This is a genomic window from Akkermansia massiliensis (assembly GCF_023516715.1).
GTDB classification, from domain to species: domain Bacteria; phylum Verrucomicrobiota; class Verrucomicrobiia; order Verrucomicrobiales; family Akkermansiaceae; genus Akkermansia; species Akkermansia massiliensis.
Window position 1 is genome coordinate 190,993 of the sequence record NZ_JAMGSI010000001.1, and the last position, 15,125, is coordinate 206,117.

At 57.1% G+C, this 15,125-nt stretch carries 18 protein-coding genes; all 18 read left to right on the top strand.

Annotated elements, in window-relative coordinates; translation table 11 throughout:
- Window positions 1-2 precede the first annotated feature (2 nt).
- The 18 genes from M8N44_RS00820 (at window position 3) to M8N44_RS00900 (ending at window position 15,120) form a co-directional block, all read left to right on the top strand.
- Window positions 3-773 carry a hypothetical protein gene (locus tag M8N44_RS00820; RefSeq protein ID WP_215709467.1) on the top strand — a complete coding sequence of 257 codons (771 nt, stop codon included), beginning with the start codon at window positions 3-5 and terminating at the stop codon, window positions 771-773.
- 20 nt (window positions 774-793) lie between these two features.
- On the top strand, window positions 794-2,140 hold the full coding sequence (locus M8N44_RS00825) for a replicative DNA helicase (protein WP_022397848.1): 1,347 nt from the start codon (window positions 794-796) through the stop codon (window positions 2,138-2,140).
- Window positions 2,137-2,403, top strand: coding sequence for a hypothetical protein (locus tag M8N44_RS00830; RefSeq protein ID WP_022397849.1), 267 nt, complete (start codon window positions 2,137-2,139; stop codon window positions 2,401-2,403). The genes M8N44_RS00825 and M8N44_RS00830 overlap by 4 nt, the downstream gene beginning before the upstream one ends.
- A 2-nt stretch (window positions 2,404-2,405) precedes the next feature.
- Entirely contained in the window at window positions 2,406-3,983 is a 1,578-nt protein-coding gene (locus M8N44_RS00835) for a hypothetical protein (RefSeq protein ID WP_215709468.1), read from the top strand.
- Between the two features lie 160 nt (window positions 3,984-4,143).
- Window positions 4,144-4,653, top strand: a complete 510-nt coding sequence (locus tag M8N44_RS00840; protein ID WP_249852982.1) for a terminase small subunit-like protein — start codon at window positions 4,144-4,146, stop codon at window positions 4,651-4,653.
- Window positions 4,629-6,158, top strand: a complete 1,530-nt coding sequence (locus M8N44_RS00845; RefSeq protein WP_022397853.1) for a hypothetical protein — start codon at window positions 4,629-4,631, stop codon at window positions 6,156-6,158. The genes M8N44_RS00840 and M8N44_RS00845 overlap by 25 nt, the downstream gene beginning before the upstream one ends.
- Before the next feature lie 56 nt (window positions 6,159-6,214).
- Complete coding sequence (locus M8N44_RS00850) at window positions 6,215-8,440, top strand: hypothetical protein (protein ID WP_215709413.1); 2,226 nt, start codon at window positions 6,215-6,217, stop codon at window positions 8,438-8,440.
- Complete coding sequence (locus M8N44_RS00855) at window positions 8,437-8,841, top strand: hypothetical protein (RefSeq protein WP_215709412.1); 405 nt, start codon at window positions 8,437-8,439, stop codon at window positions 8,839-8,841. Before M8N44_RS00850 ends, M8N44_RS00855 begins: the two co-directional genes overlap by 4 nt.
- Before the next feature lie 5 nt (window positions 8,842-8,846).
- Window positions 8,847-9,125, top strand: a complete 279-nt coding sequence (locus M8N44_RS00860; protein WP_215709411.1) for a hypothetical protein — start codon at window positions 8,847-8,849, stop codon at window positions 9,123-9,125.
- Window positions 9,126-9,129: 4 nt separating this feature from the next.
- Complete coding sequence (locus M8N44_RS00865; protein WP_215709410.1) at window positions 9,130-9,339, top strand: hypothetical protein; 210 nt, start codon at window positions 9,130-9,132, stop codon at window positions 9,337-9,339.
- Window position 9,340: 1 nt separating this feature from the next.
- Complete coding sequence (locus tag M8N44_RS00870) at window positions 9,341-9,583, top strand: Thoeris anti-defense Tad2 family protein (protein ID WP_022395990.1); 243 nt, start codon at window positions 9,341-9,343, stop codon at window positions 9,581-9,583.
- Window positions 9,584-9,639: 56 nt separating this feature from the next.
- Window positions 9,640-10,221 (top strand): lysozyme family protein, encoded by a 582-nt coding sequence (locus tag M8N44_RS00875; protein ID WP_249852983.1) that lies wholly within the window; start codon window positions 9,640-9,642, stop codon window positions 10,219-10,221.
- 24 nt (window positions 10,222-10,245) lie between these two features.
- Entirely contained in the window at window positions 10,246-11,613 is a 1,368-nt protein-coding gene (locus M8N44_RS00880; protein WP_215709471.1) for a phage portal protein family protein, read from the top strand.
- Between the two features lie 164 nt (window positions 11,614-11,777).
- Window positions 11,778-11,906, top strand: coding sequence for a hypothetical protein (locus M8N44_RS13860; RefSeq protein WP_257228584.1), 129 nt, complete (start codon window positions 11,778-11,780; stop codon window positions 11,904-11,906).
- Between the two features lie 6 nt (window positions 11,907-11,912).
- Window positions 11,913-12,515: a hypothetical protein gene (locus tag M8N44_RS00885; protein WP_215709472.1), complete on the top strand. Its 603-nt coding sequence runs from the start codon at window positions 11,913-11,915 to the stop codon at window positions 12,513-12,515.
- 266 nt (window positions 12,516-12,781) lie between these two features.
- Complete coding sequence (locus tag M8N44_RS00890; RefSeq protein WP_249852984.1) at window positions 12,782-13,663, top strand: phage protease; 882 nt, start codon at window positions 12,782-12,784, stop codon at window positions 13,661-13,663.
- A gap of 3 nt (window positions 13,664-13,666) precedes the next feature.
- Complete coding sequence (locus M8N44_RS00895) at window positions 13,667-14,698, top strand: hypothetical protein (RefSeq protein WP_215709474.1); 1,032 nt, start codon at window positions 13,667-13,669, stop codon at window positions 14,696-14,698.
- Window positions 14,699-14,721: 23 nt separating this feature from the next.
- Complete coding sequence (locus tag M8N44_RS00900) at window positions 14,722-15,120, top strand: hypothetical protein (RefSeq protein ID WP_215709475.1); 399 nt, start codon at window positions 14,722-14,724, stop codon at window positions 15,118-15,120.
- The last annotated feature ends 5 nt before the right edge of the window (window positions 15,121-15,125 follow it).

Consider the following 15,125-nt stretch of genomic DNA (forward strand, 5'->3'; position numbering starts at 1 on the left):
TTATGGAATTCATCAACATCCCAACAGCCTTGTTTTCCAGCCCCGAATATATCGGGGCGGAACCCGTACAGCGCGCTACCTGGATTTCTCTTCTTGCGTGGTGTTGTGAACAGGAGAATGGCGGCATCATTGAGGGTTGCCGCTCCTGGGGCATGCGTCGCTGGATGCAGACCTGCGGCGTGACGGACCAAGAAATCAACGTAGAAAACGAACTTTACCATTTTGACGGTGATCATCTGGTCGTGTTCGGCTATCCTCATGAGATTCAGGAAACCCTCAAAGTCAAAAGGAAAACCGCCCGTGAAAATGGGAAGCTGGGGGGACGCCCGAAGAAAACCAATGTTGAAACCAACATAGGAACCAACGCGGAAACCGAAGAAAAACCTACGTCGGTTTTTTCAGAAACCAATGTAGGAACCGAAATAGGAACCAACGTAGCCCCCTATGTTGAAACCTATCCGAAAACCGTAAGGGAAGGGAAGGGAAGGAAGGAAGGAATTCACCCCCTTACCCCCTTTCCGTGCACCGTGGAGGAAATCGAAGACCATCTTCGGGCCGCGGCTTTTGCGGGGCGCGTGCGTTTAACCCCTGACCAGATACCGGACTGCGCTACGGCCTACTGGGGAAGCCGGGATGCCGTCAACTGGACCCGCAACGGCATCCCCGTGACCAAATGGCAATCTGACGCCATCAGCTTCGCCACCAGCTACGCCCTCAACCATCCGCCGCCTCCTGAAAACGGAGACCCATATTCGAACCTTGAAGAACTTTAACAATCAACCTATTTCAAAACATGATCGACTCTCAAACACTCATTGACGCTGAAAAACTGGTGCTTTCCCAAGCTATGGACGGAACCCAGGCATTTACGGACTTCCGGGACAAAGGCATTTCCCGGCAGACATTCAGCCTCCCGGCACATCAACAGATTTGGTCTGCCTTGGAAACCATTGCCAAGACAGGCGGCACCGTGGATGCCCTGACCGTCATTGCTCACCTGGAGACTCAAGGCCAGCTTGACGCCGTAGGAGGGCACGCCGGGGTGGTAGAGATTGCCACCTATGGAGCCCTTGCCCGCTACAAGACGGACGCTGCGCTGGAAATGGTCACGGAAGCCGCAAAAAGACGTTCTCTGCTCGCTTTTGCGTCCCGGATTGCGGAATGTGCCGGAGACCAGCTCAAAAGTGCGGAAGAGACATTGGATGAAGTTGAACGCGATATGTCCTCCCTGCGGGACAAATGCGGCGTCAAGCAAACCGAAACCATCCGCGGGGCGGTGGGCTCCATCATCGAAAACCTGCAATGGCGCATGAAGAACCCCGGCGCCATCAAGGGGCTGTCTTCCGGGTTCCGCCGTCTAAATCTGACCCTGGACGGGTTACAGCCCGGCGCCATGATCGTGATCGCCGCCCGGCCCGGCGTTGGGAAAACCGCTGCCCTGGTCAACATCCTGACCAACATCTGCCTGGAAGGAACCCCCGTGGGCATGTTCAGCCTGGAAATGCCGAAAGCCCAGCTTTTGGAGCGCATTCTTTACGGCATGGCCGGAATCAACTCCGACGACATTCGCCGCGGCAAGCCGATGACGGTCGGACAGCAGCAGAATTTCACGGCTGCTGTGCGGAAAATCACGGATGCCCCTCTGCACATCGACGATGAAAGCGCCCTGACCATTGATAAAATCATGGCCCGTGGGCGCCGGATGGTCCGGGAACATGGCGTCAAGTGCATCGGGGTAGACTACTTGCAGCTTGTGCGCTCCACGTCCCAGCAGGCCCGCGGGAGCCGGGAGCGGGAAGTCTCGGAAATCTCGGCCGGCCTGAAGGCTATGGCAAAAGAGTTGAATATTCCCGTCCTGGTGCTGGCCCAGCTCAACCGCGACGTGGAAAAGCGTCAAGGCAAGTCCCAGGGAAAGCCGGTTGTTTCCGACCTGCGCGACTCCGGATCCATTGAACAGGACGCGGACCAGATCATCATGATTCACCGGCCCGGAATGTATAATCCGGACAAGCACGCGCCCACAGAAGCGCAGTGGATTATTGGCAAAAACCGCTTTGGGCGTATGGGGCATATTCCGTTCCGTTGGATCGCGGAACTTACGAAATACGAAGAAGAATCTACAACCACCAGCAAATCATGAAAAAACTAGACATCATCACTCAACCCTGCGGAGCTCATGCCTTGAGAATGTCCCTCTATTTGGGACCCAAGCGCAAGAGAATGAGAATTTGCATCGGGCTGGAAACACACGATTACATGGAAGCCCAGCGCCGCGCATTGCTCCTTCTACGTTACAACAAACGCCTTGGAATTTATGATCAGGATATTCCCGGAGAAGCTGAAATCACATATCCCGCAAAAACGGATGACTTGCCCCTGTTCCGGGGCGACAATGGCGAATAAAAATGGTAACACCCGTTGACATATTCCGGCGCAAGAAAGTAGATGCCCGCCCCATGTCCACCCGCGAGCGGGCCATGCTGCCCGCCGCGGAACGGGTGAACTCCATCTTCACGGCGGACACGGAAAAGGCCAGTCTCCTGCAACGCCTCGCCAACATGCTTGACGATTTTCTGGCCGGGAAAAGGCAGGAAATCATTCTTCCGGATGGTACGTCAACAACGGTGGGGGTGATGCAGGGTAAGGCAGACTTCATCGCCAAGGCCCGCGGCTTCATGGCCGCGGAAGGCATGACGCCGGATGCCCGCGACAACCATATTACCAATATTGGGGCCCGGTCGCGTCTGGCGCTCATTTTCGACACCTACACCCGATCATGTTACGGCCAGGCCCGCTGGGAAAACGGGATGACGCCGGAAATGCTCCACGCTTACCCGGCATGGCGCTTTGTCCGGCACCCGGGAGCCCGGATGCCCCGCCCGCTGCATGTCCTGCATGAAGGCGCCGTCAGGCTCAAGACGGACTTCCAATTTTGGGCCGTCGAGATGAATTCTCCGGCTATTGGGGGCTTCCTGCTGCCCTGGCCTCTCTACGGCTTCAACTCCTGGATGGACATTGAGAGCGTATCCCGCGCCGAGTGCATCAGGGCCGGCCTGATTGGCTCCAACTGGGCCCCCGGCCCGGTGGATTTGTCCCAGTTTGGGGCAACGCTGCCGGAACGCCTCATGAACCGGTCTGCCTCCGTCCAGAAGATAAAGGACCCGGCCCTTGCCGCCCGGCTCCGGGAAAGCCTCAAGAAGCGCCTTGGAGCAGATGCCCTGGACAGAGACGGACGGCTTGCCATTCCGGCCCGCGAGCTCGCCCAGCGCATGCAGCAACAGGCGGAGCAGGGGAACCCAGTAGACGTGTTGCCGGTGCAAATGATGCTCAACATGGACATGGTTTCCAAGGTAGGGGACAAAATTAACATTCCAGCATCCGGCATCAGCGGGAAGGTGCGTGGAGCCGTCAGCAGGGCCGCCCGCTCCGTTGATGCGGTTCACACGGACGGACCGCTTCCGCAAGCCCACATCAGACAGACTTCAAGCCCGCAACTGCTGGGGAGTTTCAACCCGTGGGAAAAGGATGCCCCGATTGCTATTTCCAGCGCCGGGAAACATCCGGATTTGACTGCATGCCATGAAATAGGCCACTATGTCGACCTGTGGGGACTCGGCAAGGGTCAATGCCATCTCACCCCCGGCATGATTCCCAGCGAGATTGAAGCGGAAAAACGGTCCAAGTATGGTTCTGAACATTCCCCGGAAATGGATGAACTCATGTCCGCCATCATGGAATCACCCACGCTTTCCACCATCCGCAATATTCCAGGCAGGTACTACCGGTACCTTGAAAGCCGCCGTGAATGCTTTGCCCGCGCCTATGCTCAATTCATCGCCGTGGAATCCCGCGACAAAACCCTTATCAAGCAACTCAACCACCAACGACAAAAAAGGAACCTGACTCAATGGACAATCAAGGAATTCAAGCCCATACGGAACGCTTTCAGAAACTTATTCAGGAAAAAAGGCTGGATGAAGTAAACGAAGAGCTCTTCACCCTCATTGACCAGGGGGAACTGACGTGGGAGGATGTATACCGCCATTTCCCCTTTCTGCCCGGCCTCATGAACGACCCAAGCCTGGAGGACGTGTATTACTGCACCCACGCCCCGGAAGACGGGGAAGAACCTCATACACTCGAATGAAGAAGCAACCGACCAGAAAGCAGGAAGCAGAGAATAAAGAGAAGGGGCGCCCGTCCAGGTACAGTGCCGCCCTGGCGGAACGCATTTGCGAGCATATCCGGTGCGGTTGCAGTCTGCGAAGAGCCGCTGATAAGGAAGGCGTACCTCATTCCACAGTGATGACATGGGCCTTCAACAACACGGTATTTTCCGACCAGTACGCGCGCGCGTGCGAGGACCGATTGACCGCTTTGGAGGACAAGTTGCTTGACCTTGTGGAGAAGGGGCATGAAGTGGCCCCCTGTGCCGAAATAGGGGGAACCATGCTGCAAGCGGTCAAACTGGAAATAGACACGCTCAAATGGATGCTTGCCAAGCTGATGCCGAAGAGATACGGAGACCGCGCGGCTCTGGCCCTGGAAGGTGGAGACACGCCCGTTAAATTGGCTCACACGCTGCCCGCAGAAGCAGTGGCGCCGCTGGCAGCAGCCTTGAAAGAAATATGGTCAGAAGAGGAAGAAAGCTAGGGCCCCCCGTCAGGCCGGAAGACTCCCCCGTCATCTTTGCCGCCGTGGTGCTCGGGGAAACGGGGCTGTATAAATGGCAGATGAAGGCCCTTGAGCGTGCTGCCCGCGGCAAGCGTGTTACCCTGCGTGCAGCCAACGGCTCCGGCAAGACGGACAAGCTAATCGGCATCCTGGCCTTGTGGTTCTTGTGGCGTTACCCCCGCGGGCGCATGCCGATCACATCCGGCTCATGGCGCCAGGTAAAAAACCAGCTATGGCCTGCCTTGGAACGGCACCGGAACAACCCGTCCCTTGCGGGCTGGAAATGGCTCAAGAATTGCCGCGTGGAAACTCCGGAAGGGGGATTCGTTGAAGGCTTTTCCACCAACCACGCCGGCAAGGCGGAAGGCTGGCACGGGCGCGTGACGGACGAATTCAAGGATGAACGAAAGGAGCAGGAAGAGGAAGACCCCCGCAGCGAGAAGAAAGCCCGCCTGTTTGACGCTGACGAGTTCACCGGGGATGACCCTTCTTCCCCCGTGTTTTTCGTGGTGGACGAAGCAAAGACAGTGCCGGATGAAATCTTTGACGCCATTGAACGCTGTACGCTTCAGTTCTGCATCTACCTATCTTCCCCAGGCAAGCCCTCCGGCCAGTTCTACCGTTGTTTCCACGAGGAAAAAGACCTCTTCTGCCCGATGGTCGTGACGGCCTTTGACTGCCCCCATATCTCCCAGGAGCGCATTGACCGCATTCTGGCCCGCGTAGGAGGCAATGAGGATGATCCCTACTACCGTTCCGTTGTGCTAGCAGAATTCACGCTGGAAGGGGACTTGTACATTATTGACCCTGGAAAACTGGAATGGGGCCAGCGGCAACCCTATGAACCCCGCAGGGGGCGTCCTGTGGCTTTCCTGGACATTGCCGCGGGCGGAGATGAAACAGTCCTCGCCATCTGCGACGGGAACGAAGCTTGGATCGAGTACGCGGAACGTCAGCGGGACACGGTGCAGAGTGTCCGCAAGTGCATTGCCACCCTCAAAGGGCTGGGCATTGCGGATTGTGATTTATGGGTGGATGCTCCGGGCATGGGCCTTGCCGTCATTAACGATTTTCATGAAATGGGATGGTATCCCAATGAATTTTTTGGCAATGCCCAGCCGAAGTGCAAAGACCGCTATATCAACCTTGCCGCAGAATGTTGGAATGACGCTGGGCTGGAACTCATGACGGGGAGGGTACATATCAGGGCAAAACATGCCGATAAGGTGTTGTTCGAGCAATTGACCACTAGATACAAAGAATACGCTGACGATTCAAAGGTACGAAATGAGAAAAAAGAGAAGATGAAGGCTCGCGGTGTTCGTTCGCCTGACCGAGCAGACGCCTTGCTGGGGGCTATATGGGCTTCCATACGTGGGTTTACAGGAGTCTGGACGGAAGAAACGGAGGTTTACACGCCTCCGGGCTCGGAAGATTGGTATCATGACTCATGGACAGAAGGTCCCGTCTCCTGCGAAATCTGAAACTCATATCCAGTCCCAGCTATTTACGGATTTGAGGATTGCCGCATCATGTCCGTATGAGGCAAGCGGCTCACTACGATTTACACACAACCGAGGGACTGGCACAGGTGCAGCACCTGCGCTTTGTGCTGCCCTCCGGCGAGGTAGACACGCAGTTCAACGGCATGACCATCCGGGGCGGCGTCCTTGATGACGGCATCCGGGAAATACCCGGCTCCGAGATCATTGACGGGAGATGCGCCTTGCAGCTTCCCCGGCTCGCGGCTGGCTGCCATCGGTATGATGTCCTTGTCTCCGGCGACGGGACAGACAAGCCCCTTCTGGCTGGTGTCATTCATGTGGCTCCCCGCGTCACTCCCGTGGACGTGGATGACAACGCCCCTGCGGACTATCTCGACATCGTGATTCCGGAGGACGAAGGCGGCACCATTACCGTTATTTCCGAATCCCCTGCATGGGTAGACGATGCCGTGGAGGAATCCCTTCAGCAGCGCGGCATGTACGTCACTCCGGTTAGCGGCACGGCATCCATGTCTCCACCCGGCTACGACCAAGACCAGACCGTGGAGTGGTCATGGGCGCGGTTTAGGTTTGGGGACGACATGCTCGGCGGTTATCGCGGCAGCGTCTGCAAGGTGCGCGACGTAGGCATGTGGGCGGTCCTCGGCACGACGGACACCACACCGCGCTGGCTGGACATCTGGCGGCGTGCTCCGGGCGAGGACTGGGTACTGGCGGCACGATCCAGCCAAGCCGTTGCGGCCCGTACCGATGTGGACCTGTACATGTGGGGGATGATTGGCGATACGGAGATGGTGATCGGGGACGAGGTGGCGCTGCATGTCTATGGCGGCACGCCGGAGGCACCGGTGGAGCTGCCCCTGTCCATCGCCCGCCAGATGGTGACGGCTGCCGATGGGCGCGGCATAGCGTCTGCGCTGGACGGGCCGATTACCGATACCACCGTCATGCCCGCAGTGATGTTGTCCTGCACTTATCAGGACGGCGTCAGCGTAGGAGGAGTTAATCTGGCCACCCGTGCCGAGGTGCAGCGACTGACGGATTATACCGGCAATGTCGGCAAGCAGGTCTATCAGGATGCCCGCGCATCCGAGGCGGCCAGGGACACGGCACAGGAGATTGCCGAGGGCTTGTCCATCACTGTGGGCACGGTCACAACGGGAGCGCCGGGCAGCCAGGCAACCGCCACCCTGACACCCGGCAGCACGCCGGGGGCGTGGCGGATGGACATGACCATACCGAGGGGAGACGTGGGAACCGTGGACACAGCCCAGGCTTACACCTGGACACAGCCCCAAACCTATGACGCCATGATCAACGCCAATGGAGGCATCAATATCCCGCTTACCGTGGGAGCGCAAACAGGCACGGCAGCCGTGAACCGCCTGTATGCCGCAGGAATGGCCGGAGTGACGGACATTTATACCCAGCATGTCTACCTGAACACGGGCGCTATTACGGCGACAGGTACGGCATCTACTAAAATTCTGATACCTGGACAGTACGCGCAGACAAACGTCCCGGCCAATACGCACAGTACTGTTATACATACTTTCACGGGGCCGCACGGCCAATGGAATTATTCCAGTTTTGCCGGGTTTTCTATCCCCTATCAATTAACGGCGGCTGGCAAAATCACCGTAGATATTGGGCGCGGGAGCAAGACGACGCGGCAAGATTTATCCCTGGACTCATACAGCATCATTCCTGGCAATAATCTGGCGTACAATACCGGGGAGATACTGGATATTACGTTTGATAATGTGCGCGATACGGCCCGCAATGGCTATGTGATCCGCGTCCGTGAAATATACTGTACCGAGTCCACGCAGCTCTGGAAGGTTAAAACCACAACCAGCTTTATCCCTGCTTCCGGTAACGAGCCAATTCCTTATATAGTTAACAAGATAATCTACCAGCAATATGAGCCACGCTCCTACATTGCGGGGGATTATGGCGACGCTTACGGCGCATTGTATCTCTTGACCGGAAGCGGCAGCAATCAGCAACTCTGGAAGATTGCTACGGTCCGCGGCGTTACAACCTTTGAGACGGGGACGGGGTTTAACCGCATCGTGTCAGACGTGCCGGGGATTGCAGGCGATACCGTTGCGCTCCTTGTCGGGTCTGCGGAGCGCACCAACTACCAACCGGGCAATGTCAACCCGGTTTACTATGCCCTGGCCGCAATAGCCGGAAATGCCATTGAAACCGAAGAAACGACTGATTTTGAAGATATTAACGCCCCGATTGAGTCATGAACAACGCAGAAATACAGATACAATTCCCACGGCCCGGCGATTGGCAGGAATTCGCCTTGACGGCCATCTACCGGGACGCGGAGGGGTACACCCGTACCGACAGCTACACTGCGCGAGAGATACCAGCGGACCAGGCCCCGGCCATGCAGGCTGTAGTTGCCGCGCTGGTGGGACTGGCGGAACCGTGGAAAGCCTCCCAGGTGTGGGCGCGGCTGGAGGATTTCATCAATTTTGACCGGCGCCCTGACGAGCCCACATCTGTTGAGAGCGTCTGGCTGACCGTCGAGGCCGTCAACCCTCAGGGCGGACGCCGGACGTTCACCGCCACGGACTACCCGGATTTCATCATTCTGGACCCTGCCGCCATCGTATTCTTTAAACATTTCACCACCAATAAATAACAAATATGAACGTAAATAAAAACGACATTGAAAAGGCCCAGCAGGCGGCATCTGCCCGCTGGGGGAATTGGGTCAAGTACGTCATCGGCGCCATCATCGGCGCTCTGGCCGCTGCTGGCTACATCACCGTAACCGGCTGCGGGCATAACGTGGACATTACCCCGGACCGCACCGAGGTCTGCAAGGACGGTTCCTGCCTGATCATCGAGCAGGGCCACCTGTCCTACAGCCAGGCCCAGCCCAAGACGGAGGTTCCGCCCGTAGTTCAAGCTACCAAGAAATAAGACCATGTGTGATTTTGTAGACAAGCGGCTGGAAACCATCCGCAAGTACAAGGACATCATCATGATGTTCGGCGGGGCTGGGGCTGCCGTCTGCATCTACATGGACTTCAGGACGGTGGTCCAGGAACAAGCGGAAACTTCGGCCAAGACTGCTGAAATACTCCGCACAATGGACCTCCGCCTTTCCAACCTTGAACACCAGACCAATAAATAATATGCCTAACAATTTATACACCAATTCAGGACTCTCTTTTTCGGATGCTCTCCACGCTTTGAAAAATGGCAAGGGAGCCAGATTGCCGAAATGGTCCCCGGATGTAGTCATCCGCGCCCAGTTCCCGGACGAGCACAGCAAGATGACAGCTCCCTATCTGTACGTGGAATCCCGTTTCGGGCGGGTGCCGTGGAAGGAGACGTTTATCGAACTGTTTTCCGAAGAATGGGAGATTGTCGACTGAACTGTAAAGTTTTTCTTACAAGTTCTAACCAGTTCTAATCAAAACAAGTTATAACTATGAATAACACTGAAAGAAACATGGCTGCGGCCATCCTCCGCTTTGAAGACAGCCGTGTGACCGGTCCGGCCTCCCTGCGCGTCTCCCGTCTCCCTGCTGCCGACAAGGGCGGGAAATGGGAGATTTGCGGCATTTGCGATGGCATTGAACCCGCCGTATTCAACCGCCTCAAGTCCCTGCTGGACGCCGGAAAGCGGGAAGAAGCCTGGGAGGGCTGTCTTCAGTACGTCCTGGACAATACCGCCGCGGTCCGCGCCTGGATTGGTTCTGACGCCCATCCGGGCATTGAGTTCTTCCTCCGGGACCACTATTTCAATTCCGGCAGCAAGAACACCGGGAAGATATTGCAGCGCGTCCTCGACAAACATCATTCCGGCCTCACTGTGGATGGCATCATTGGCCCCATGTCCAAGGCATTTCTGCATAATTCCCTATCGCGTGGTAATGATGCAGCATTCCTTGATGACCTCCGGGAACAGCGAGCAGCCTTCTACCGCTCCTGCAAGCAGTTCCCGACCTTCGGGCGCGGCTGGCTGCGCCGCTGTGACGACGCCTACAGCGTTGCCCGTTCCCTCGTTTAATCCTTCTCCCCACTTATCCGTCCCATGAGTAAGAAGCCCCGCAGCCAAAAGGCCGCCAAGACAACCAAGGCCGCTGACATTGAGATTTTCGAGGACCGCTCCCCGCAGGAACGCGGCTATCTCGGCATCTATGAGACCATCACGCCCAAGGTGCTGAAAAATGCCCGTGAAAGCGTCCAGACGGGCAACATGCTCGATCTGGAACGCGTGTTCCGCTCGATGAAAATCGAATGGCCGCGGCTGCGGGGCAACTTGCGGAAGCTCCGGGAAAACGTGCAGGAATTGGAGCTTGCCGTAACCCCGTGGGCGGAAAAGGGAAAGAAGCCGACTCCGGAAGCCATCAAGCACGCGAATCTTGTTGAATCCGCCTTGTACCGCTGCCGGCTGGAACAGGGGAAGTGGGAACTGGATTTGAATGGACTGATCGGAGCCTTGGCGGAAGCGCCGGAACGCGGGGTGGGCGTGCTGGAAATCATGTGGGAACCCGGCAAGATACGGTCTCCCCGCGCATATTGCCCCATTCCGTCCACGTTTTTCAAATGGTCCAGCTATCCGGCGCAGATTGACCGCCTTGTCCTGTGTCCGGATGGAGTAGGGAACAGCCCCGAAATGGAATTCCCGCCTGATAAATTCATTGCCGCCATCAACTGCGACGGGCTTGACCACCCCATGTACGGAGCAAACATGCTCGCCCTGGTGGGATGGTTCGGGGCTGCCAAGTTCGGCCTCTCCTGGTTCATGCAATTCTGCCAGATATTCGGTTCCCCTCTTCGTCATGGCAGGGCATCGGGAACGGTGGCCCAGCGGAAGCTATTTGACCAGATGATTAAATTCGGGCAAACCGGTATCCTGGTGACTGACCCGGAAGCACAGGTTGACTTCGTCGACGCCGTCAAGGGAGGGACACAGCTTCCGCACCTGGACATGCTCCGCGAGTCCAATAATGCTTGTGACATCCTGATTTTAGGGCAAACCCTGACCAGCGACGTTTCCAGCAAGGGCGGCAACCGTGCGTTGGGAGAAGTGCATGAAGCCACGGAAAACAAGGTCGTGCTGGCCCGCGGCAAATATGTTGCCGGCATCCTCAACCAGCAGCTTGTTCCGGCCATTCTCCGGCTCAACATGGGCCGCCTTCCGGAACACCTGCCGATCATCTCTTTCAAGGACCCGTCCTCCGGCATGAGCGAAGCAAAACTTGGCTGGGTGGAAAGGGCAACCAAGCTTGTTCCCGTCGCAAAGGAACAGGTTTACGACTGGCTGGATATTCCCATGCCCGAAGAAGGCGCGGAGCTCTATCAGCCACCATCGTTTGGAGACGACCCGGAAACGGGAGAGATGGATGACCTGGACCGGGAATCCCTGGTGCATGCAGCGCGTAAAAAAAAACGCTGAAGCACATTGACGAGGTCAACCGGATTGCCGCGCGCATCGGGCGTCAGACGGACCAGGCAGCCCATGAACTGACCTCCGGCCTTGCCGGATTCATAGAAAACCTTATCGCCGCCGTCGAGGCCGGGGAAGACCTGGAAACGGTCATCCGGTCTGCCCGTGAGCAGGTGCCGGACCTGTGGGACCAGATAGACACCTCCAAATTGGAAGACCGGCTTGTCAGGATCCAGCACGCCGCGCTGGAAGCCGGCTGGAACTCCATGCGCGAGCCGGAAACCGCCAATGTGGAAGGATGACGGGCCATGAACATTGAAATTGAAATGAGCGGCTTTGACGCCGTGCTGAATGAGGCCATGAAAATCGTTGCCCCGGAAACGCTGGAAGCCGCGAACCGGGAAAGCGGGGAATACCTGCGGGACTATCTGGCGTCCTGGTACGACAACAAGGGGCGGGAACACTGGGTCAACAACTCACTTCCTACACACGGCCCGGGCCGCATGTCGACAGGCTGGTTCTCCAACATTGCGCGCAAATGGTTCCTTTCCTCTGCGGACGCTTCCGGAGCGGTCATCACAAACCCTGACGAGGACGGCTCCCTGCGGCACAAAATCAGGGGAGGGACGATCACGGCCAAAAATGCCGGGGCACTGACCATTCCCCTTGTTCCGGAGGCCCACGGGCGCCGGGCGGCTGATTATCGCTCTGAAATCGGGGAATTGTTCACCATCCCCAACAAAAGCGCCCTGTTTGAGGCCGTGGAAGGCGGCGGGGTGCGTGCGGTGTACGCCCTGCGCCAATCCATCACACAGGACCCGTGGCCGGACGCCATCCCGGCCAGCGAAGAATTGGCCGCGGCCTATGGCATCAAGCTCATGGACGTTCTGGCGGCCTCCCTGGATGCCTGAAATCCATATCCAGCCCCGACTATTTACGCAATCGCGTTTCATGCCATGCTTGGGGCATGGATTTTGAGTTTAACGTCCCTCTTGCGTTCAGTGGTGATTCTCCGGCACGCATTGTATACATGCCGGAGGGCGTGCATTATATCAATGCATCCGTTGGCGGGCGGCAGAAGGTGATTGTAGACCGCTCCTGTCTGGCCCCCTTGAAACGTGACCTAGCCTTAAAGCTGGCAAAAAACGTCCGTCCTGTCTGTCTGTTTGATCATAAAATGGGGCCAGCCTCCTTTCTTCCGTCCGACTTTGACTATTTGGACGGGGTCGGGCCAATTCTGGTGGGCGAATGGACATTGAGCGGCAAGAATGCCAAGGAGGGAAAAGACTACGGCTATTTTTCACCGGCGTTCAGGCTTGACCTCAACACTTGCAAACCCGTGGGGCTGGAGCCGGATGACATTGAGGTGGGCTCCCTGGTCAATGACCCGGCCTTTGAAAACATTGCCCGCATTGCGGCCAGCAAGGCCAAGCTTGAGAATTTCACGGTCCTTGGACCGGATACCCCCTTGAATAGCGACGGAGAGGATACCGACGCCGTTCATAACCAAACAAACAACACAAATACAACAATGTACGAACTACTGGTTAAATGCGGCGTCCTCACCAAAGAGGAAGCCGCATCTGATAAGGCCGGCAAGATCGCGGAGGATAAAATCAACGACCTGAAGAAAAAATCCGAAGGAGGCGAGAAGTCCAAAGCGGAACTTGAAGCGGCCAAAAAGGAGGCGGAGGACGCCAAAAAGGAAGCGGCCACCTGCAAGGCGGCCAAGGCCAAGCTGGACGACACCGAAGCCAAACTGAAAGCCGCGGAAGAGGAACTTGCCGAGGTGAAAGCATCCAAGGCGGCTCTCATTGACGCGGAAATTGAAGCCGCCATCAAGGCCGGCAAGATTGCCCCGGAAAACGAAGAAGCCAAGGAAGCGCTCAAGACCGCCCTGACTGCCAATATCAAGGCCGGCAAGGCTTTGATTGACACGATGAAGCCGGACCCCGCGTTTGCGACGGTGGTCGCCAACAAGGGTAAAGGCGGAAGCGGCGGCGAAGAACTCACTGGACGTGACCGCATCATTGAAAACATCAACAAGGAAAAGAACTAAGCCATGGCTTTTTTGACTCTACTGGACATCCAGAAACGCAACGGTTCGGCATCCGACATCGGATTGATCGAAGAAGTGGGTCTTTCCGCTCCTGAAGTAACGCAGCTTGCTTCCGTGGTGGGTTCCAAGACCATGATCAAGACGTTTGTACGCACCGGCGTACCCCGTGCCCGGTTCCGTCCGGCCAATGCTCCCATTGGCTATACGTCCTGCACCTACGAAGCAAGGAATGTGGAATTGTTCCCCGTTTCCTCCATCGTTTTTGTAGATACTATTACCTTGGCAAGCTCTGATGATGGAGAAGCCGCCGTACTGGCCGACGAAGCTTCCGGGATTACGGAGGGCGTTTTGCTTTCTTTGGGCGCTCAAGGTTTTTACGGAACGCAAATCGACGAGAACGGCTTCCCCGGGCTTCCCGACTTCATTGACGATACGATGATCGTAAGCGCGGACAGCTCCAAAGCTGCCGACAGTTACGACGGAACGTCCGTCTTTGCCGTCATTGAAGGTCCCAAGGGCGTGCACTGGCGCTGGGGCCGCGACCGGGGAATCAGCCTCGGGCCGTTCAAGGATACGTACATTCCCGGCAAGGACCCGGAAACGGGAGAGCAGGGAGCCATTCCCGGCAAGGCTGCCGATTTGACCGCCTTTGTTGCGCTGGTCAACAACTCCAAGCTGTCTGCCGCACGCCTGAAGAATATCGGAACTGCGGAAGGAACGACTCTGGATGACGACAAGCTGGCGGAATTGCTGGCCTTGTTCCCGGCTGGCGCCCGTGTGACGAAGTTCATCATGAACCGTATGGCCCTGGAACAGCTTCGCAAGAGCCGAAATGTGGTGAGTGTTTCTGTCAACGGAAGCAAGGCGGGCGGGGATTCCTCTGGCTCCGCTCCGATTCCGACGCATGCCCACGGCATCCCGATCTTGGTGACGGATTCCATCGTCAACAACGAAAGCGACCTGACTTCCATCACGGGCATTTCCCACTGGGGCAAGCACGCGCCGAAGAAGGTTGCCAACAAGAAGAACAAATAAAACAGAGAAAGGAACCTTAAACAGTGAATCCTATTAGACACACCCGCAAGGACGAATTGCTGACGGCCCGGATGAACATGCCGGGCACAGGCAAGGCGGTCTATTCCGAAGTTTTGGATGCGGGGCAGACGGGCGGCATTGATGAAATGGCGATCGTCATCGAGCACGAAGACCTTCCGGCCCTGGCTGCCGGAAAGAAAATCACGCTGACTTTGGAAGCATCCGAGGATGGCGAAAGCTGGGCCGAGGTGCCGGGGTTCTCCCTGGCTCCCACGGCGGGAGAAGCGGCGGGCGCTCTTGCGAACAGCATTTCCGGACGTGTCCCCTACGACATGGGACGCTACATCCGGCTCAAGGCCGTTGCGGACGCTTCCAGCGGCGACAACACCGCCGCCAATTGTGAACTCTCCATCCGTGTGTAAACGTC